General features: G+C 61.5%; 19 protein-coding genes. 16 read left to right on the top strand and 3 right to left on the bottom strand.

All coding sequences use genetic code 11. The features are described 5' to 3' along the window. Window positions 1-45 precede the first annotated feature (45 nt). The 6 genes from QTL95_RS04440 (at window position 46) to QTL95_RS04415 (ending at window position 5,939) form a co-directional block, all read left to right on the top strand. The gene (locus QTL95_RS04440; RefSeq protein ID WP_289718741.1) at window positions 46-1,095 is read left to right on the top strand and encodes a 3-carboxy-cis,cis-muconate cycloisomerase; all 1,050 of its coding nucleotides are present in this window, start codon (window positions 46-48) and stop codon (window positions 1,093-1,095) included. Window positions 1,096-1,218: 123 nt separating this feature from the next. Further along, the gene (locus tag QTL95_RS04435; RefSeq protein ID WP_289718740.1) at window positions 1,219-2,391 is read left to right on the top strand and encodes an ABC transporter substrate-binding protein; all 1,173 of its coding nucleotides are present in this window, start codon (window positions 1,219-1,221) and stop codon (window positions 2,389-2,391) included. 217 nt (window positions 2,392-2,608) lie between these two features. Then, window positions 2,609-3,472, top strand: coding sequence for a branched-chain amino acid ABC transporter permease (locus tag QTL95_RS04430; RefSeq protein ID WP_289718739.1), 864 nt, complete (start codon window positions 2,609-2,611; stop codon window positions 3,470-3,472). Window position 3,473: 1 nt separating this feature from the next. Beyond that, entirely contained in the window at window positions 3,474-4,481 is a 1,008-nt protein-coding gene (locus QTL95_RS04425) for a branched-chain amino acid ABC transporter permease (RefSeq protein ID WP_289718738.1), read from the top strand. Further along, window positions 4,478-5,242, top strand: a complete 765-nt coding sequence (locus tag QTL95_RS04420) for an ABC transporter ATP-binding protein (RefSeq protein ID WP_289718737.1) — start codon at window positions 4,478-4,480, stop codon at window positions 5,240-5,242. The genes QTL95_RS04425 and QTL95_RS04420 overlap by 4 nt, the downstream gene beginning before the upstream one ends. Continuing rightward, entirely contained in the window at window positions 5,223-5,939 is a 717-nt protein-coding gene (locus QTL95_RS04415; RefSeq protein WP_289718736.1) for an ABC transporter ATP-binding protein, read from the top strand. Before QTL95_RS04420 ends, QTL95_RS04415 begins: the two co-directional genes overlap by 20 nt. 222 nt (window positions 5,940-6,161) lie before the next feature. On the opposite strand, the gene QTL95_RS04410 is transcribed toward QTL95_RS04415, so the two are convergent. After that, entirely contained in the window at window positions 6,162-6,914 is a 753-nt protein-coding gene (locus QTL95_RS04410; RefSeq protein WP_289718735.1) for an SDR family NAD(P)-dependent oxidoreductase, read from the bottom strand. 236 nt (window positions 6,915-7,150) lie between these two features. On the opposite strand from QTL95_RS04410, the gene QTL95_RS04405 reads away from it, so the two are divergent. The 10 genes from QTL95_RS04405 to QTL95_RS04360 all read left to right on the top strand — a co-directional run bounded on the left by QTL95_RS04405 (window position 7,151) and on the right by QTL95_RS04360 (window position 14,978). Further along, a complete protein-coding gene (locus QTL95_RS04405; RefSeq protein WP_289718734.1) occupies window positions 7,151-7,657 on the top strand; it encodes a flavin reductase family protein in 507 nt (168 codons plus the stop codon). A 56-nt stretch (window positions 7,658-7,713) separates the two neighbouring features. After that, the gene (locus QTL95_RS04400) at window positions 7,714-8,808 is read left to right on the top strand and encodes an LLM class flavin-dependent oxidoreductase (protein WP_289718733.1); all 1,095 of its coding nucleotides are present in this window, start codon (window positions 7,714-7,716) and stop codon (window positions 8,806-8,808) included. A gap of 85 nt (window positions 8,809-8,893) precedes the next feature. Beyond that, the gene (locus QTL95_RS04395) at window positions 8,894-9,724 is read left to right on the top strand and encodes a transporter substrate-binding domain-containing protein (RefSeq protein ID WP_289718732.1); all 831 of its coding nucleotides are present in this window, start codon (window positions 8,894-8,896) and stop codon (window positions 9,722-9,724) included. A 130-nt stretch (window positions 9,725-9,854) separates the two neighbouring features. Then, the gene (locus tag QTL95_RS04390; protein WP_289718731.1) at window positions 9,855-10,682 is read left to right on the top strand and encodes an ABC transporter substrate-binding protein; all 828 of its coding nucleotides are present in this window, start codon (window positions 9,855-9,857) and stop codon (window positions 10,680-10,682) included. Window positions 10,683-10,741: 59 nt separating this feature from the next. Further along, on the top strand, window positions 10,742-11,404 hold the full coding sequence (locus QTL95_RS04385; RefSeq protein ID WP_289718730.1) for an amino acid ABC transporter permease: 663 nt from the start codon (window positions 10,742-10,744) through the stop codon (window positions 11,402-11,404). A 1-nt stretch (window position 11,405) separates the two neighbouring features. Continuing rightward, window positions 11,406-12,062: an amino acid ABC transporter permease gene (locus tag QTL95_RS04380; protein ID WP_289718729.1), complete on the top strand. Its 657-nt coding sequence runs from the start codon at window positions 11,406-11,408 to the stop codon at window positions 12,060-12,062. Next, entirely contained in the window at window positions 12,059-12,814 is a 756-nt protein-coding gene (locus QTL95_RS04375; RefSeq protein WP_289718728.1) for an amino acid ABC transporter ATP-binding protein, read from the top strand. Before QTL95_RS04380 ends, QTL95_RS04375 begins: the two co-directional genes overlap by 4 nt. A gap of 39 nt (window positions 12,815-12,853) precedes the next feature. Next, window positions 12,854-13,615, top strand: a complete 762-nt coding sequence (locus QTL95_RS04370) for an SDR family NAD(P)-dependent oxidoreductase (RefSeq protein ID WP_289718727.1) — start codon at window positions 12,854-12,856, stop codon at window positions 13,613-13,615. Window positions 13,616-13,665: 50 nt separating this feature from the next. Further along, a complete protein-coding gene (locus QTL95_RS04365; RefSeq protein WP_289718726.1) occupies window positions 13,666-14,091 on the top strand; it encodes a RidA family protein in 426 nt (141 codons plus the stop codon). A gap of 164 nt (window positions 14,092-14,255) precedes the next feature. Then, a complete protein-coding gene (locus QTL95_RS04360) occupies window positions 14,256-14,978 on the top strand; it encodes a GntR family transcriptional regulator (protein WP_289718725.1) in 723 nt (240 codons plus the stop codon). 3 nt (window positions 14,979-14,981) lie between these two features. On the opposite strand, the gene otnC is transcribed toward QTL95_RS04360, so the two are convergent. Together otnC and otnK are read right to left on the bottom strand one after the other, a co-directional pair. After that, window positions 14,982-15,629, bottom strand: coding sequence for a 3-oxo-tetronate 4-phosphate decarboxylase (gene otnC, locus QTL95_RS04355; protein ID WP_289718724.1), 648 nt, complete (start codon window positions 15,627-15,629; stop codon window positions 14,982-14,984). Beyond that, a complete protein-coding gene (gene otnK, locus QTL95_RS04350) occupies window positions 15,626-16,891 on the bottom strand; it encodes a 3-oxo-tetronate kinase (RefSeq protein ID WP_289718723.1) in 1,266 nt (421 codons plus the stop codon). The genes otnC and otnK overlap by 4 nt, the downstream gene beginning before the upstream one ends. Between the last annotated feature and the right edge of the window lie 14 nt (window positions 16,892-16,905).

The raw sequence follows: 16,905 nt of genomic DNA, 5'->3' as shown, positions 1-16,905 counted from the left end.
CGCTCATTCCACATCCGCTCAAGACCATGAACGACGGGACGACAGATGGGCGCGATTGCCTTCGACCACCCATTTCTCTCCGGCCTTGTCGGCGACGAGGAGACGTCGGCCTGGTTCACGGCCGAGGCCGATATTCGCGCCATGCTGCAGTTCGAGGCGGCACTTGCGCGCGCCGAGGCCGCCCACGGCGTTATTCCTGAGCCTGCCGCGCAGACGATTTCCACCGCCTGCGCCGCGTTTGACGCCGACATTCCCTCTCTTCGCGCCGCTACTGCGCGCGACGGCGTCGCCGTTCCCGAGTTCATTCGCCAGCTGCGCGCCACCGTCGGCGACGCGTCTCCTCATGTTCATGTCGGCGCCACCAGCCAGGACGTCATCGATACCAGCCTGATGCTTAGGCTGAAGCCTGTCGCATTTGTTTTCGCGGCGCGCCTGGCAGCGACCGAGTTGCGCTTCGCGGAACTGCAGCAGACCTGTGGCGACAGGTCGCTGATGGGCCGGACCCGCATGCAGGCGGCAATCCCGATCACCGTCGCCGACCGGCTGCAGGCCTGGCGCGCGCCTCTTGGCGGCTACCGCGAGACACTGACTGCGCTACGCTTCCCCATGCAGTTCGGAGGCCCGGTTGGTACCCTCGATAAACTCGGCGACAAGGCGGTGGCGGTGCGGAGTTCGCTGGCGCAGGAGCTTGGCCTCGTCGATACCCAGCAATGGCAGAGCCAACGGGCCATCATCGCGGAGTTTGCCGGTCTCCTCGGCCAGATTTCAGGCAGCCTCGGCAAATTCGGCCAAGATGTCGCGCTGATGGCGCAGGCGGGAGACGAGATCGGACTGACGGGCGGCGGCGGGTCATCGGCTATGGCGCACAAGCAGAACCCGGTCGCGGCCGAGACGCTGGTGGCGCTGGCGCGCTTCAACGCGACGCAGATCTCCGCGATCCACCATTCCATGGTGCACGAACAGGAACGCTCCGGTGCTGCATGGACGCTTGAATGGCTGGTCCTGCCGCAAATGACGATCGCCACCGGCGCCGCACTGCGACTGGCGCACGAACTGGCTAGCACTATAAACAGTCTCGGCACCACCGATACATAACTTGCCGAGCATGAATTATGGCATTTATTTCATTTTACATTACCGTTTCGCATGACAAACTGGCTTTGAAATTTTAGCCGCGCGCTAAAAGGCGTTGGAGTCGCCTAAAGGGAGAGAGATAGAATGAGGAAGCTGCTTCTGGCCGCCGCCGCGGCCCTGCTCATGGGTTCGGGCGCGTATGCCGACACGATCAAGGTCGGCGTGGTCGGCCCGTTCTCCGGTCCGTTCGCCCTGCAGGGCAAGAACTTCAAGGCCGGGATCGACGCCTACATGGCGACCAACGGCAACAAGGTCGGAGACAACACGGTCGAGATCATCTATCGCGACCTCCCGGCCGCCGACCCCGCGCAGTCTAAGTCGCTTGCCCAGGAGCTGGTCGTCAAGGAGAAGGTCCAGTATCTGGCCGGTTTCTATTTCACCCCTGACGCGATGGCCGTCACGCCGATTCTGAAACAGGCCAACACGCCGCTCGTCGTCATGAATGCCGCGACCTCGGCGATCGTCACCAAGAGCCCGCTCGTCGTGCGCACCTCATTCACCACCTGGCAGACATCGACGCCGATGGCCCAGGTCGCCTTCGACAAGGGCGTCAAGAAGGTCATCTCCGTGGTCAGCGATTACGGGCCGGGCGTCGATGCCGAAAACGCTTTCAAGGCAGGCTTCGAGAAGGCAGGCGGCGAAGTCGTCGAGGCGATCCGTATGCCGCTTGCCACCAATGATTTCAGCCCGATCATGCAGCGCATAAAGGACTCCGGCGCCCAGGGCGTCTTTGCCTTCCTGCCGTCGGGCCCGACGACGCTCGGTTTCGTCAAAGCCTATAACGAGAACGGCCTGAAGGGCGCCAATATCCAGCTCTTCGCCCCCGGCGACCTGACACAGGAATCCGACCTGCCGGCGCTCGGCGATGCAGCACTCGGCATGCTCACCACCTTCCACTATTCCGTCTCGCACGATTCCCCTGAGAACAAGGCCTTCGTCGCGGCGGCGGGCAAGGCGATCGGCAATCCGGCGGAACTCACCTTCCCGGCTGTCGGCGCCTATGACGGCATGCACGTCATCTACAAGATGATCGAAGCGACGGGCGGCAAGCAGGACGCTGAAAAGGCTGTCGAGGCCGTCAAGGGCCTCGCCTGGACGAGCCCGCGCGGCCCCGTCTCCATCGACCCGGAAAGCCGCCACATCACGCAGAACATCTACCTGCGCGAAGTCGCCAAGGATGCTGCAGGCAAATTCATCAACAAGGAAATCCAGACTTTCGAGAAGCAGGGCGATCCGGGTCTTGCGGCTTTGAAGTGAGGACTTCAAACGTAGGCGCTGTGCGAGCGGTTTCGACATGAATGTTGTGCCACTGCCCCTCACCATACCCTTTCCCCGCTGGAGAGAGGGAGACGAATGGCTAACTCAGAAATCCCGTCTCCCCTGGGGGAGAAGGTGCCGCCAGGCGGATGAGGGAGCCGCGGGCGCCTCGATAACTTGATCGCCGCCTGCCGATAACAAGGACCACACCAAACCCATGCAAACTGTCTTCAGCATAGCCGTCGATGCGCTCGCCTATGGCATGGTGCTGTTCGTGATCTCGATCGGCCTTTCGGTGACCATGGGCCTGATGCGGGTCGTCAATCTGGCGCACGGCGCCTTTGCGATGATCGGCGGCTATATCGCCTCTTATGCGGTGCGCGACCTTGGTCTCGGCTACGGCATCGGCGTGATCGCCGCCGTGGTCGGCACGATCATCATTGCCATTCCGATGGAGCGTTTCCTTTATCGCCGAATCTACGGCGCGCCCGAATTGACACAGGTGCTGATGACGATCGGCATCACCTTCTGCATTATCGGCATTGCCAACTATGCCATGGGACCGACGCTAAAGACCATACCATTGGCCGAGAGCCTGCAGGGCTCAACCAACCTCGGCTTCCGCACCATTCCCGTTCACCGCCTGTTCGCGATCGTTTGCGGGCTCGGCGTCGCCGCCGCACTGTGGTTCACCATTGAACGCACTAGCTTCGGCGTGAAACTGCGCGCCTCGGTCGACAATGCCGCGATGGCGGCTGCACTGGGGGTGCGCACGGAGATCATCTATGCGCTGAGCTTCGCGGTCGCCGTCGGGCTTGCGGCTTTTGGTGGCGTCGTCGGCGCCGAGCTGCTGCCGGTCGAGCCCTATTACGCCCTGCGCTACATGGTGACCTTCCTGGTCGTCGTTTCGGTCGGCGGCGCGGGCTCGATTCCCGGCGCATTGATCGCCTGCCTGGTGCTTGGCGGCATCGACACGACCGGCCGCTACCTGATGCCCGAGTTCGGTGAATTCTTCTTCTATCTCGCCGTCATCGCCATCATCTGCATATTCCCGCGTGGCTTTGCCGGAAGGGCGAAATAGGATGACGCTCGCCATGAACACCGACACGACCGCCGCCTCTGTCCGACGCCACCGCCCAGTGGGTCGCGATCTCGCGGGTATCGCCGCGATCATGGTGCTTGCCGGCATCGGCTACCTGCTGTTTCCCGACAACCTGGCACTTTTGACACGCATCATCGCCGTTGCGCTGTTGGTCCTATCGCTCGACCTCGTCACCGGCTATTGCGGCATCGCCACGCTCGGCCATGCAGCGCTGTTCGGCAGCGGCGCTTATGCCGCGGGGATCGTGTCAGCTCACTACGGCATCACCGATCCGCTGCTGATGACGCTGGCGGGTATCGTCGGCGGCGCGGTTGCGGGGCTAGTCTGCGGTGCCATCATCCTGCGCGCCCATGGGTTGCCGCAGCTGGTGCTATCGATCGCCCTGATCAACCTCTTTCACGAATTGGCCAACAAGGCCTCGTCCTGGACCGGCGGCAGCGACGGCCTCTCCGGCATTTCCGCCGATCCCCTGCTCGGCTATTTCGAGTTCGATCTCTATGGCCACACCGCATATGTCTTCGGCGTCGTGCTCCTGCTCGTCGTTTTCGTTTTGCTGCGCCTGCTGGTGCGCTCTCCCTTCGGCATGCTCTGCCGCGGCATCAAGGAAGATCCGCTGCGTATCAAGGCGATGGGCGCATCGCCGAAGGCGGCGCTGATGAAGATGTATGTGATATCGGGTGCGGTCGCCGGGGTCGGCGGGGCGCTGACCGCGATCTCGACGCAGGTCGTCGGCCTCGACAGCCTCTCCTTCACCCTCTCGGCCGAAAGCCTCGTCATGCTCGTGCTTGGCGGCACCGGATCGCTGTTCGGCGCGCTCTCGGGAACCGTTATCTTCATGCTATTCGAGGATTACGTCTCGGCCGCCAATCCTTTCCACTGGCTGACCATGGTCGGCGCGCTTTTGATCCTCGTCGTCCTCTTCGCGCCGAAGGGCATCTACGGCACGGCCGCAGCCCTGCTTTCGCGACGCAAGGAGGCCGCCGAATGAGCGCCGTCTTCGAAGTCGCCAACCTGAAGAAATCCTTCGGCGGGCTGGCCGTCACCAACGACGTATCGATCTCGATGCATCCCGGCGACCGGATCGCGCTGATCGGGCCGAACGGCGCGGGCAAGACCACATTCGTCAACTTGGTGACCGGCAACCTGGCGCCTGATTCCGGCGACGTCCGGCTGGGCCGAGAGACCGTGACCCGCGTGGATGCAGCCGGACGCGTCAAGCGCGGGCTGGTCCGCTCTTTCCAGGTCACCCGGCTTTTCCAGGACATGACGCCCGCCGAGCATGTCGCGCTCGCCATCCTGCAGCGAGACGGACGGACGGGCCGGGTGTTCGGCAACTTCCTGTCGATGGCCGGTGTCATGGACGAGGTAACCGGCATGCTGCAGACGCTGGGGCTCCAGAACCTGATGCACCGCAAGGTCAACGAGATCGCCTACGGCCAGCAGCGCCTGCTTGAGATCGCCGTCGCCATGGCGCTGAAGCCGAAGGTGCTTCTGCTAGATGAACCCGCTGCCGGCGTGCCGCAGAGCGATACCGGGCGCATCGAACAGGCACTGGCCGGCCTGCCCGCCGATCTTGCCGTGCTGATGATCGAGCACGACATGGACCTTGTCTTCCGCTTCGCCAAGCGCGTCATCGTGCTCGCCGCCGGCGCCATCATTTTCGACGGTTCGCCCACTGATGTCACCATGGATGCCCGCGTGCGCGAAGCCTATCTCGGGAGCTATGCCAATGCCAGCAACGTCGCTTGAGGTCGAGAACTTGTCGGCCGGATACGGCCCGACCCGCGTTATTGAGCATGTTTCATTCTCCGTCCCGGCCGGAGGCCGCCTGGCGGTGCTTGGCCGCAACGGCATGGGCAAGACCACGCTGCTCGCGACGCTCGCCGGCCAGACGAAGCGCTACGATGGCAGCATCAGGCTGGGTTCCGCCGATATCACCGTAATACCCAGCGCTGTGCGGGCGCACCAGGGACTGGGCTATGTGCCGCAGGCGCGCTGCATCTTCCCAACGCTGACGATCGAGGAAAACCTCTTCGTTGGCCTGAAGGCACGCCCAAAGACGGCGATCGAGGAAGCCTACCAGATGTTTCCACGCCTCAAGGAGCGCCGCCGCAATCTCGGCAACCAGCTCTCCGGCGGCGAACAGCAGATGCTCTCGACAGCCCGCTCCATTCTCGGCCGTCCCTCAGTGCTATTGCTGGACGAGCCGCTGGAGGGGCTGGCGCCCGTCATCTGCGAGGAACTGATGGCCGCCTTCGCCGACCTTGCCAAGATCGGCGAGATGACCATTGTCCTCGTCGAGCAGCGCATCCATAGCGCGCTGGAATTTGCAGATCAGGTCATCATTCTGGAGCGCGGTCGACTCGCCTGGAGCGGCACACCGCAGGCTCTATCGCAGGATCACGATGCCGTCGAACGGTTGCTCGGCGTAGGAGTTGCGCACTGAGCGTGGGGAAAAAACCCGTTCAGACGTAATAGACTGCCGAAAGCATGATAACCTATCACTGATCTTAATAGGACACGAACTGACGACACACCAATTCGCTCATATAAAACCAGCCTAACCTGCGGACAGATTTCAAATTTTAGGGCGCAAGCATATTTATGGTACTCAAAGAGTTAACCGACGGCGGTTGGGCGGGAGCCACGCCGTCAGCTTCATCAAAAATCAACGCGCACTGTATCCGCCGTCAGCCATCAGGATCTGGCCAGTGACGAACGACGAAGCAGACCCCGCCAAGTAGCAGATGGCATCGGCAATTTCGCTCGGCTCGGCCCATCTTCCAAGCGGATGTGCGGCCTTGATCGCCATTTCGGCAGCGGACGGATCGTCCATTCCCTGAAGGTAGCGGGTCAGGAACGGCGTATTGATTGAGCCCGCGCCGACCGCGTTCACCCGGATATTGTAGGAGGCGTAGTCGATGGCCATCTGCCGGACCAGTTGCAGCAGCGCGCCCTTCGCAGCGCAGTAGGCCGCCTGCTCCGGCAGGCCGACGACGCTCGAGATCGAGCCGGTCGCGACGACCGCTCCGCTCTTGCGCTTCATCATCGACGGAAGCGCGCGCCTAGCCATCAGAAACAGCGACTTGGCGTTTGCATTCAGGACCTGGTCCCATTCCTCCTCGCTCGTATCGTGGACCGACTTCGAAACGATATACCCGGCATTGCTGATGACGATATCCACCTCGCCGAACGCAGTTTCGGCCGCAGCAAAGATGCGATCGACGTCGGAGGAACAGGTCACATCGGCGCCCACGGCAACAAGGCGGTCATTGTCGCTTGGCGCACGGGCGGCAACCACGCTCTCCAGATCGGTGGCACATACGTTGGCACCCGATGCGAGCAGCTTGCTGACCACAGCCAGGCCGACGCCCCCATAGGCTCCCGACACCAAGACAGTCTTTCCGGCAAATTCCGACATACGTTCAAATCTCCATGTAGCGGCAAAATCACCCCTTGGGGTCAGGCAGTGTTATGCAGATTATCTACAATTGCAATGTGACGGGATGCCGATTTTATCGGCATGCAAGCAGTGGCTTAGCGGCAATGGCACGAAAATCGTGCAGATACATTCACTTAACAAATCGCAAAATTATCGCGTTGACAGATTGTAGATAATCTGCAACTTCTTATCCCAACAACAAGGGAAATGAACCCATGCCAGAGCAAGATTTGGAAAACTTCCGTCAGTCAATGCGCAGGCTCGCTGCCACGGTCTGCATCATCTCCTGCCAGAAAGACGGGGTCTGCTACGGAATTACCGTTACATCGGTCACCTCCCTGTGCATGGAGCCGCAGTCGATCCTCGCGTGCATCAATCAGAGCGCCTCCATCCGCCCGCACATTCGCGACGTCGGCCGCTACTGCGTCAATCTTCTGACGCAGCGCCAGGCGGACATATCGAAGCGGTTCAGCGGCGGCGTGCCGGCCAGCGAGCGGTTTCTTCAGGGAGATTGGTGCCTGTCGGATGACGGCATCCCCTATCTCGCCGACGCGCAGGCCAACATCTTCTGCGAGATCGGCGAGGCCTTCGGCTACGCCACCCACGACATTCTTGTCGGCCGCGTGCTGAGCTCCCGCTTCAATATGGAAGTGGCGCCGCTGCTTTATCAGGACGGAAAATACGCTGTCGGCGCACCGCTTGATCTGTCGGCGGCAGCTTAATTGAAAACCGGCGGCAGCAACGACTGCTCCGCCGCAAGAAAGCCCAGGAGAATATCATGCAGTTAGGTCTGTTCAGCCTAATGACCTTGCGAGACCACGTCGACGGTGCCGTCGGCGTCATGCGCGATACGAAGAAGATGGTGCAAACGGCCGAAGAACTTGGTTTCGACATCGCGTGGTTTGCGGAACACCACTTCGCCAACTATTCCAGCTCGCCGTCGCCACTAATGATGTGCTCCTATGCCGCCGGCTGGACCAGCAAGATCAAGCTCGGCCCCGGGGTCATCGTCCTGCCGCTCTACAATCCGCTGCGCGTCGCCCAGGAAATCGCCGTTGCCGACACCCAGAGCGAAGGCCGCCTAATCATCGGAATGGGCACCGGCTACCAGCAATACGAATTCGATCGCTACGACGTCTCTCTCGAGAACAAGAACGAGATCTTCGTCGAGTATTGGGACGTCATCGAAAAGGCGCTCGTTGAGGGTGAGGTCGAGTATAACGGCCAGTTCATCAAGGTTCCGAAGACGACCTTCGCCATCAAGACGCAGCAGTCGCCGCTGCCCCCGATTTTCGTCACCTCCTCGCATCCCAAGCTGCTCAACCGCTTCAAGAAGTGGAACGCGACGCCGTTCATCGCCGCCAGCACGCTTGGCTCGCCCGTCCTCTACAAGATGGCCGACGGGCTGAACAAGGCCTGGGAAAGCATCGGCGAGCAGCCGGCGGAAAAGCCGCTGGCCATCATGCAATATGTCAGCATCACCGACAGCCGTGCCGAGGCCCTCGAAGTCGCCGAGCGAGCACGCTATGTGGGACGCATGGCGCACCATCTTCGCAAGGCCGAACTGCCGCTCGATGACAATGGTTTCATCGCCAACGAGGCGTTCGAGGGCGAATACTCGCTCGACCAGTATGCCGACAACATGGTCGTCGGTGATCCCCATACGGTCGCCGAGAAGATGGTCGACAACATCAAGCGGCTGAACCCCAGCAACTTCACCTGCAATTTCTCGTTCGGCTGCATGCCTCTGGAACGGGCGCATCGCTCGATCCTCCGCTTCAAGAAGGAGGTCATTCCGCTGGTCGAGAGAGAAGTCGGCCCGCTCGCCAACATCGGCGCCAAGGCACCTGCCCTGTCGCGTCTCGCGAGCTGAGCCAAGCAATCGGGGTCCGGCGCAGGAGGCACCGGTCCCCGTCACACATGAAAGTCACACCGCATCGAACAAGAAGGGGAATGAAATGCGAAATACCAAGACGCTTATGCTTGCCGGCACGATCCTGTGCGCAGCCGTAGCCGGCCAGGCTCATGCTCAGTCGGCCTCGACGCTCGACACGGTCGTACAGGCCAAGAAGCTGCGTTGCGGCATCATGCTGGACTCTCCGCCATCGGGCTTCCGCAATGCCTCGAACGAACCTGATGGTTTCGATGTGGCCTACTGCAAGGACATGGCGAAGGCCTTGGGCGCAGAGCCGGAGATCGTCGAAACACCGGCGCCCGATCGTATCCCCGCGCTGGTTTCCAACCGCATCGACGTTCTGATCGCCTCGACGACGCCGACGCCCGCACGCGCTATGACCGTCGCCTTCACACAGCCCTACATGAACTACACGACGACCGTCATCACCACGAAGAAGACCAGTGTGAAGAGCTGGGACGACCTGAAGAGCGCAAAGCTCGGCGGCGTCATCGGCACGACGACAGAACAGCTCTTGAATGCGCAGGTCGAGAAGGGCTGGAAGGACACCGGCGCGACCTATACCGGCTTTTCGAGCGACACCGAAGCCTTCATGGCGCTGCAGCAGGGCAAGGTCGACGCCATCCTGCAGGCAACCGCGGTCTTCAACACGCTTGCCGGAAGCGGACAGTTCCCGGAATTCGTCTCGGCCGGCCTCGCTCCCAACAACGACATGGTCAGCATCGCAGTCAAACGCGACGACCAGCAGTTCCTGAACTGGGCGAAGCTCTTCGTCTGGCAGCAGAAGGTCAGCGGCCGCTTCGACGAGGTCTACAAGACATTCTTCGGCGACTCTCCCGTCCCAACGCTGAATGCCGAAGGCGTCAACTTCTGATCGCGCCCTGCCGGATCAAACTGTTCAAGCATCCGGCTCCCGCGCGAGATATCGGCGCGGGGGTCGGAACAGCCGAACGAGACGGGAAGATCCCGCTCGATGCAAAGCCAAAAAAACAAGGGGAACTGGCATGCACACATCGAAACTCACCATCACGATACTGGCGACCGCCTTCGGCGTGCTCGCATCCAACATGGCCTTTGCGGAATCGACACTCGACCGCGTCATCGGCAGCAAGAAGCTGCGCTGCGGCGTGATGATGGACAACCCGCCATCCGGCTTCCGTAATGCCGCCAACGAGCCTGACGGGCTTGACGTAACCTATTGCAAGGACATGGCCAAGATCCTCGGCGCCGAAGCCGAGGTTGTCGAAACGCCGTCTCCGGACCGCATTCCCGCACTTGTTTCCAATCGCATCGACGTCCTGATCGCCTCGACGACGCCCACGCCGCAGCGCGCGCTGACGGTCGCCTTTACCCAGCCCTACATGAACTTCACCATGGGCGTCATCACCCGCGCCGATACGGGCATCAAGTCCTATGCCGACCTCAAGGGCAAGAAGCTCGGCGGCGTCAACGGGAGCACACAGGAGCAGCTGATCAACAAGGAAATGGAAGGTGGCTGGGCTGCCGCAGGCAGTACTTACACCGGCTATGCGAGCGACGCCGAATCCTATCTTGCCCTGCAGCAGGGCAAGGTCGATTCGATCCTCGTCGCCATGGGCGTCTTCAATGCCCTGTCGCAGAGCGGCCAGTTTCCAGAATTCACGCTCGCCGGCGCGGCGCCGCTTTCCGACACCGTCGCCATAGCCGTCAAGCGCGATGACCAGCAGTTCCTGAACTGGACCAAGCAGTTCGTCTGGCAGCAGGTCACAAGCGGCCGCTTCGCGGAAGTCTACAAGACCTACTTCGGTGACGGACCCGTTCCCGCGCTCGCCATCAACGGCGTTGACTACTGAAGCTTTTAAAGAGATCCCGGTCTTGTGATACAAGACCGGGAGAGCATTGGAACAGCGCAATGTTTGGCTATCAATTCTACTGGTCGATCGTATGGAGTGCCCTTCCCCAGCTTCTTGCCGGAGCATGGGTAAGCCTGCAGATCACCGTCCTGTCCCTGATCATCGGCACGTTGATCGCCTTGCCGATGGCGGTTGCCCGCCAAGGCGGATCCGGCTGGGGCTACCGCGTCTCGACGGCCTGGGTCGAGCTGTCTCGAAACACGCCCGTCCTCTTTCAGGTCTACATGATCTACTTCGGACTGGGCGCACTCGGCATCAATATCTCGAGCTATATATCCGTTCTTGCGGCGATCTCCTTCAACAATGCCGGCTATCTCGCCGAGATCTTTCGCGGCGGCCTGAATGCCGTGCCCCGCCAGCAGATGTCGGGAGCACGTTCTCTCGGGATGACGACCTTTCAGGGGTTCATCCACATCGTCTTCCCGCAGATGTTCAAGATCATCTTCTTCGCCTATGTGACGCAGGCGATCTGGGGCATGCTCAACACGTCGCTCGGGATGCTCGTTGGCCTCAAGGAACTGGCCGGTGCTGCCCAGTACGCACAGTCCGTGTCGTTCCGGACCTTCGAATTCTTCATCGTCACGGCCGCAATCTACTACGCGATGGCAAAGGCGGTTCAGCTTTCCGCCCAGCTCGTGTTCCGTCTGATGTACAGGAGTTAACATGCAATTCCAGCTTGCACATCAAGGTCTTCAATGGTCGGACAGCTACTTTATCCTGATGGGAGCCTGGAACACGATCCGGCTGGCGGCCTGCGCCACGCTGATAGGCACTGTTCTCGGCATTTTCGTCGGCTGGCTACGCTCGGTTTCCCGCACTGCCCGGTTCGTCACCTCGCCGTTGATCGATATCCTGCGCTCCGTGCCGATGGTCATCCAGCTGATCCTGATGAACAGCTTTCTCGCCATGGCCGGATTCGGCACCTCTCCCTTCTGGTTCGGCGCGCTGGCGCTCAGCGCCTGGATGGCGGCGGTCACCGCCGAAGTCGCCCGTTCGGCGTTCCTCGCCGTGCCGGGCCAGTTCCGCCGCAGCGCCCGTTCGCTCGGCATGACCTATCCGCAGGAGTTCATCCATATCTCGATGCCGCTCGCCTACCGCGCCGGGCTGACCTCGTGGATCGGTCTCGTGCTCAGCCTGATCAAGGACAGCTCGCTTGCCGGCGTGATCGGCTATGTCGAGTTCACCCGAAACGCGCAGAACCTGATGACGCGCACCCATGAGACCTGGCTGCTGCTGTTCGGCATCGGGCTCTTCTATTTCGTCATCTGCTATCCCGTCTCGCGCTACAGCCGCTATCTCGAAAGAAAGGTTCTCGTATGATTGAGATCCGCAATGTCAAGAAGTCCTTCGGACCGCTGGCCGTCATCAATAGCATCAATCTCGACGTCAACAAGGGTGAACTACTCTGCCTGATCGGCGCCAGCGGCTCCGGAAAGTCGACGCTCCTGCAATGCATCAACGGCCTGGAGCCGATCCAGGGCGGCGAGATCATCGTTGATGGCATCAGCGTCCACGATCCCAAGACCAACATCAACGATTTGCGCCGGAAGCTCGGGATCGTCTTCCAACAGTACAATGCCTTTCCGCATCTGACGGCGATCGAAAACGTCGCCCTTGCACCCCGCGTCGTTCTGAAGAAGAGCCGCTCGGAGGCGCGCAAGCTTGCCCAAAAGCATCTCGACCACGTCGGCCTCGGCAACAAGGCGGATGCCCTGCCCTCACAATTGTCAGGCGGCCAGCAGCAGCGTCTCGCCATCGCCCGCGCCCTGGCAATGGAGCCGGCATACATGCTGTTCGACGAAGTGACCTCGGCGCTCGACCCCGAACTCGTGGGAGAGGTGCTGGAGACGATGCGCCTTCTCAAGAGCGAGGGCATGACCATGGTCGTCGTCACCCACGACATCAATTTCGTCCGCGAATCCGCCGACCGCGTTGCCTTCCTACATCAGGGCGAGGTCTGCGAGATCGGTACGGCCGAAGAGGTCATCAACAATCCACGCAAGGAGCAGACGCAGAAGTTCCTGCGACGGGAACGGCGCCCTGCCGTCTCAAACCAGACGTCGGCGGCCTGAGCCGGCGTCCGATACGTATCATTGAAGGAGTAAGAAACAGTGATCTCATTTGATCTGAAGGGTCGCACCGCGCTGGTCACGGGCGCCGGTTCGGGCATTGGCCTCGAGGCGGCCCGCATCATCTGCCAGAGCGGCGGCAAGGTCGCCATCAACTTCCTCCCGGACGACCCGCGTGGCCCGGCGGCGGTCGAAGCCCTCCGCAAGGAAGGTTTCGACGCCGTCGCGGCACCGGGCGATGTCGGCGATGCCGCAGCCGCTGAAGCGATGGTGAAGAAGGCAATCGCCGATCTCGGCCACCTCGACCTTCTGGTCAACAATGCCGGCACCCCAGGTGTGAAGACGCCGATCCCGATCACCGATCTGGACAGCATCAGCGAAGAGCTCTGGGCGAACCTCCTCAACGTCAACCTGATGAGCGTATGGCGTTGCTCAAAGGCGGCCGCCGGCGCGCTGAAGGCCAGCAAAGGCGCCATCGTCAACACGGCCTCGATCGCAGGTCTCGGCGCCGTCGCCAGCACGCTCGTCTATAGCGGCTCGAAGGCAGCCGTCATCAACCTCACCAAGAACCTCGCCAAGTCGCTGGCGCCGGAGGTCCGCGTCAACGCGGTCGCCCCCGGTTCGGTCGACAGCTCCTGGGCCATTGAATGGTCGGACGAGCGCCGCACCAACACCATTGCCTCGACGCCGCTGAAAAAGCTCTGCACGCCTTACGACGTTGCCGAACTGATCATCTATCTGGGCTTCGCGGGCGGCATGATCACCGGCCAGACCGTCAATATAGACGGCGGCGTATACATGTGATCGCCGGCTTCCAGCCGGCGGCGCCACCGAACGTCATGAAGGAATGAACATTGACCACCGAAATCGTAAAAGTAGCATCCGGCAGCATTCTTGAAGAGAAGGAAGGGTATTCGCGCATCGTCGCGGTTGGCGACTGGATCTTCATGTCGCTGACCGCTGGCCGTGACTACAGGACCCGCGCCATGCCCGACACCGCCGTCGGCCAGGCCGAGCAGGCCATGAAGAACGTCGAGGGCGCGCTTGCCTCGGTCGGCGCATCGCTAGCCGATGTCGTGCGCCGGCGGATCTTCATTCCCAATCAGGCCGACGTCCCTGATGTCATGGCCTACATGGGCGAGAAGTTTCGCGGCATCAATCCTGCAAGCTGCGTGAGCTGCGGTCCGCTCGGCGGTCCGGAATATCTGTTCGAGATCGAAATCACCGCGTTTCGCGGCGCAAGCGCGCTTCCAGAGAAGCGGATCTCGATTTCGCTGTAGCGGAAGGATTGCATATCATCGACAATCGATCGTCCCTGATGTAAAGGGACGATCGTCAGGCCATCAAGAAATATCGATGGAAAGAATCGGCTCTTCGACGGCCTGATATGCCCTTGCTTGCCATGTGGGCGGCGTGGCTCACATTTCATTGACGGGAAAACATAGTGGCAAAGTCGAATTCGAAGAACGCACCGCTCGCGCCCATGACCAACATGGAGAGCACCGAATTTGCCGCCGAGCAGATCCGCCGCGCCATCATTTCCGGACGGTTCAAGCCGGGCGACCGGCTGATCGAACAGCAACTCACCGACATGCTCGACGTGTCGCGCCACCCAGTACGCGAGGCGCTGCGCCTATTGGCGCGCGAAGGGTTCGTCGAGTTGAGGCGCAACAAGGGCGCGCTCGTCAGCGATGTCGATGCCGCAAGCGTCATCGAAGTCTACAATATCCGCATGGCGCTCGGAAAGATCGCCCTCGATTACCTGCTGGCCGAGGAAGGCCGTCTGTCGGCCACGGATCTGAAGAAACTCGAGAAGCTGGCCAGCAACGCGGTACGGTTCGCAGACCTCGAAAACCAGACGGAAACTGTTCAAAACGACCTGGAGTTCCAGCAGGCGATCATCGAAGCGACCGAACTGCAGCGGACCATCCGGTATTTCTCCGAATTGACGGGAGATGTTCGTCGCTTCAACAATCTGCTGAAGGTCAAGTACACCGATCGAAAGGGCGACGCCGAGCGCTATGTCATGAGGCTTTACGAGGCGCTTCGCGATCGCAATCTTGCTGAAGCGCAGGTCATCTGGCAGGCGAAATTCAGCAAGGCGGCGGAACGGTACCTCTCGCTGATCGCCCATACGCGGTCGGATGGCGCCGAGCAGCAGAGCTGATCATCAGCTCTGCCCTTTCAGCAGCGTATCACGCTGCTGTCCGGTCAGAGGCCGGATTTTCTCGCCGCGCAGCATGAGAAACAGCTTCGCCGTCTCCTCCAGCTCTTCGGTCGCGTACTGTGCTTCGCGCAGCGATTTTCCGGCAACCACTGGGCCGTGATTGGCAAGCAGCACGGCGTGGCTTTCGCGCGCGCGCTCCCTCACCGCTTCGGCCAGCGCCACATCCCCCGGCGGAAAATACGGAGCCATGGGCAGCTTGCCGACCCGCATCACATAATAAGCCGTGAGCGGCGGAAGAAGATCGTCCGGATCAAGCCCGTCGATCAAGCTGACCGCAACTGCATTGGTGGAATGCAAGTGAACCACGGCGCCGGCGCTGGCGCGCTCGCAATACATGCATTGATGCAGGAAGGCCTCCTTTGTCGGCTTGTCTCCATCCAGATGCACGCCTTCGGCCGAAAATCTGGACAGGCGGGTTGGATCCAGCGCGCCGAGCGACGCATTGGTCGGCGTCATGAGCATCTCGCCATTGCTCAGCCGCGCGCTTATGTTGCCGGTCGAGCCGAAGGTGAAGCAGCGGTCGAACAGCGAGCGCCCGACCTCCACGATCTCGTCACGCAACCGCGTTTCTTCCGACAGAACGGCCGTCATTTCAGCATCTCCCAAGCCTTGAGAAAGAAGTCTGGGGCGCCGAAATTGCCGGATTTCAAGGCAAGAGCCATCGGCTGCTCATCACCGAGCGTCACCGTCCACGGCACGCCCGGATCGATCTCGGGGCCGATATACAAGGCAGCGGGCGCCAGCGCGCCGACCACGGCGCCCGACGTTTCACCGCCGGCCACGATCAGACGTCGGACACCGCCCTGCCGCAGTCCGATCGCCGTCATCGCCAGGAATGTCTCGACGATCTCTCCCGCCTTTTCCTGCCCAAGGCTTTTCTGGGCGGCAAGCACATCCTGCGGCTCGGCGCTGGAATAGAGCAGAGCCGTGGTCTGCGTCTGCGCCAGCGCCCACTGCAAGGCCTCATCGACCGTCAAACGGCCCTCGGCAATGGCAATCGGATCGAGCTTGAGCGCCGGCAGCCCGGCCTCGATCGCCTGCCGAATCTGCCCGCGCGTCGCTTCCGAACAGGAACCTGCCAGGATCGCGGCGCGACCAGAGGGTGGCGTGAACGCACCGCCCGTGTCGGCTTCGGGCAGTAAGCCCTGGCGTCGGAAATTGTCCGGCAGGCCAAGCGCGATGCCAGAGCCTCCGGTGATCAGCGGGAAATCGGCGACAGCTTTGCCGATCACACGCAAATCCTGATCCGAGATCGCATCGATGACCACGATCCCCTCGCCGCGCTGTCTGGCCTCCTCGAACGCATTGCGGATGGCATCGGCGCCGCGGGCAACGGTGGCATGCTCCACAAGGCCGACCTTCAGCCCAGACTGGGCCGCCATCAGGCGAACCAGAGACGAATCCGTCATCGGCGTCAGCGGGTGATGGCGCATCGGGCTGTCGGAGAGCAGCTGATCGCCGACGAACAGATGGCCTTTATAGACCGTCCGCCGGTTTGCCGGGAAGGCCGGGCAGACGATTGTCAGATCCGTGCCCAGCGCCGCGACCAGCGCATCCGTGACCGGCCCGATATTGCCCTTCGCGGTGGAATCGAAGGTCGAGCAATATTTGAAGATGATCTGGCGGGCACCCGATGCCCTCAGCCATTCGAGCGCCGCAAGCGACATGTCGACGGCTTCCGCCGCCGGGTTCGTCCGCGATTTCAATGCGACGACGACGGCATCGGCGTCGCCGATGTCGAAATCCTTGGGTGGGACACCGACCGTCTGTATGGTGCGCATGCCTTCGCGCGAAAGCATCAGCGCCAGATCGGTCGCTCCGGTCAGATCGTCGGCGATTGCGCCAAGCAGCATGTCTTTTCTCCGTA

This window comes from Rhizobium sp. S152 (genome assembly GCF_030380735.1).
GTDB lineage: Bacteria > Pseudomonadota > Alphaproteobacteria > Rhizobiales > Rhizobiaceae > Rhizobium.
The sequence above is the reverse complement of the archived record's forward strand: the minus strand, read 5'-3'. Positions and strand labels throughout refer to the sequence as shown.

What these genes read in the sequence shown, in the direction of transcription:
- QTL95_RS04415 (WP_289718736.1), top strand. Translation starts at nt 5,223, where the DNA reads ATGCCAGCAACGTCGCTTGAGGTCGAGAACTTGTCGGCCGGATACGGC.
- QTL95_RS04405 (WP_289718734.1), top strand. Translation starts at nt 7,151, where the DNA reads ATGCCAGAGCAAGATTTGGAAAACTTCCGTCAGTCAATGCGCAGGCTC.
- QTL95_RS04375 (WP_289718728.1), top strand. Translation starts at nt 12,059, where the DNA reads ATGATTGAGATCCGCAATGTCAAGAAGTCCTTCGGACCGCTGGCCGTC.
- QTL95_RS04400 (WP_289718733.1), top strand. Translation starts at nt 7,714, where the DNA reads ATGCAGTTAGGTCTGTTCAGCCTAATGACCTTGCGAGACCACGTCGAC.
- QTL95_RS04440 (WP_289718741.1), top strand. Translation starts at nt 46, where the DNA reads ATGGGCGCGATTGCCTTCGACCACCCATTTCTCTCCGGCCTTGTCGGC.
- QTL95_RS04385 (WP_289718730.1), top strand. Translation starts at nt 10,742, where the DNA reads ATGTTTGGCTATCAATTCTACTGGTCGATCGTATGGAGTGCCCTTCCC.
- QTL95_RS04395 (WP_289718732.1), top strand. Translation starts at nt 8,894, where the DNA reads ATGCGAAATACCAAGACGCTTATGCTTGCCGGCACGATCCTGTGCGCA.
- QTL95_RS04430 (WP_289718739.1), top strand. Translation starts at nt 2,609, where the DNA reads ATGCAAACTGTCTTCAGCATAGCCGTCGATGCGCTCGCCTATGGCATG.
- QTL95_RS04435 (WP_289718740.1), top strand. Translation starts at nt 1,219, where the DNA reads ATGAGGAAGCTGCTTCTGGCCGCCGCCGCGGCCCTGCTCATGGGTTCG.
- QTL95_RS04410 (WP_289718735.1), bottom strand. Translation starts at nt 6,914, where the DNA reads ATGTCGGAATTTGCCGGAAAGACTGTCTTGGTGTCGGGAGCCTATGGG.
- otnC (WP_289718724.1), bottom strand. Translation starts at nt 15,629, where the DNA reads ATGACGGCCGTTCTGTCGGAAGAAACGCGGTTGCGTGACGAGATCGTG.
- QTL95_RS04425 (WP_289718738.1), top strand. Translation starts at nt 3,474, where the DNA reads ATGACGCTCGCCATGAACACCGACACGACCGCCGCCTCTGTCCGACGC.
- otnK (WP_289718723.1), bottom strand. Translation starts at nt 16,891, where the DNA reads ATGCTGCTTGGCGCAATCGCCGACGATCTGACCGGAGCGACCGATCTG.
- QTL95_RS04420 (WP_289718737.1), top strand. Translation starts at nt 4,478, where the DNA reads ATGAGCGCCGTCTTCGAAGTCGCCAACCTGAAGAAATCCTTCGGCGGG.
- QTL95_RS04380 (WP_289718729.1), top strand. Translation starts at nt 11,406, where the DNA reads ATGCAATTCCAGCTTGCACATCAAGGTCTTCAATGGTCGGACAGCTAC.
- QTL95_RS04390 (WP_289718731.1), top strand. Translation starts at nt 9,855, where the DNA reads ATGCACACATCGAAACTCACCATCACGATACTGGCGACCGCCTTCGGC.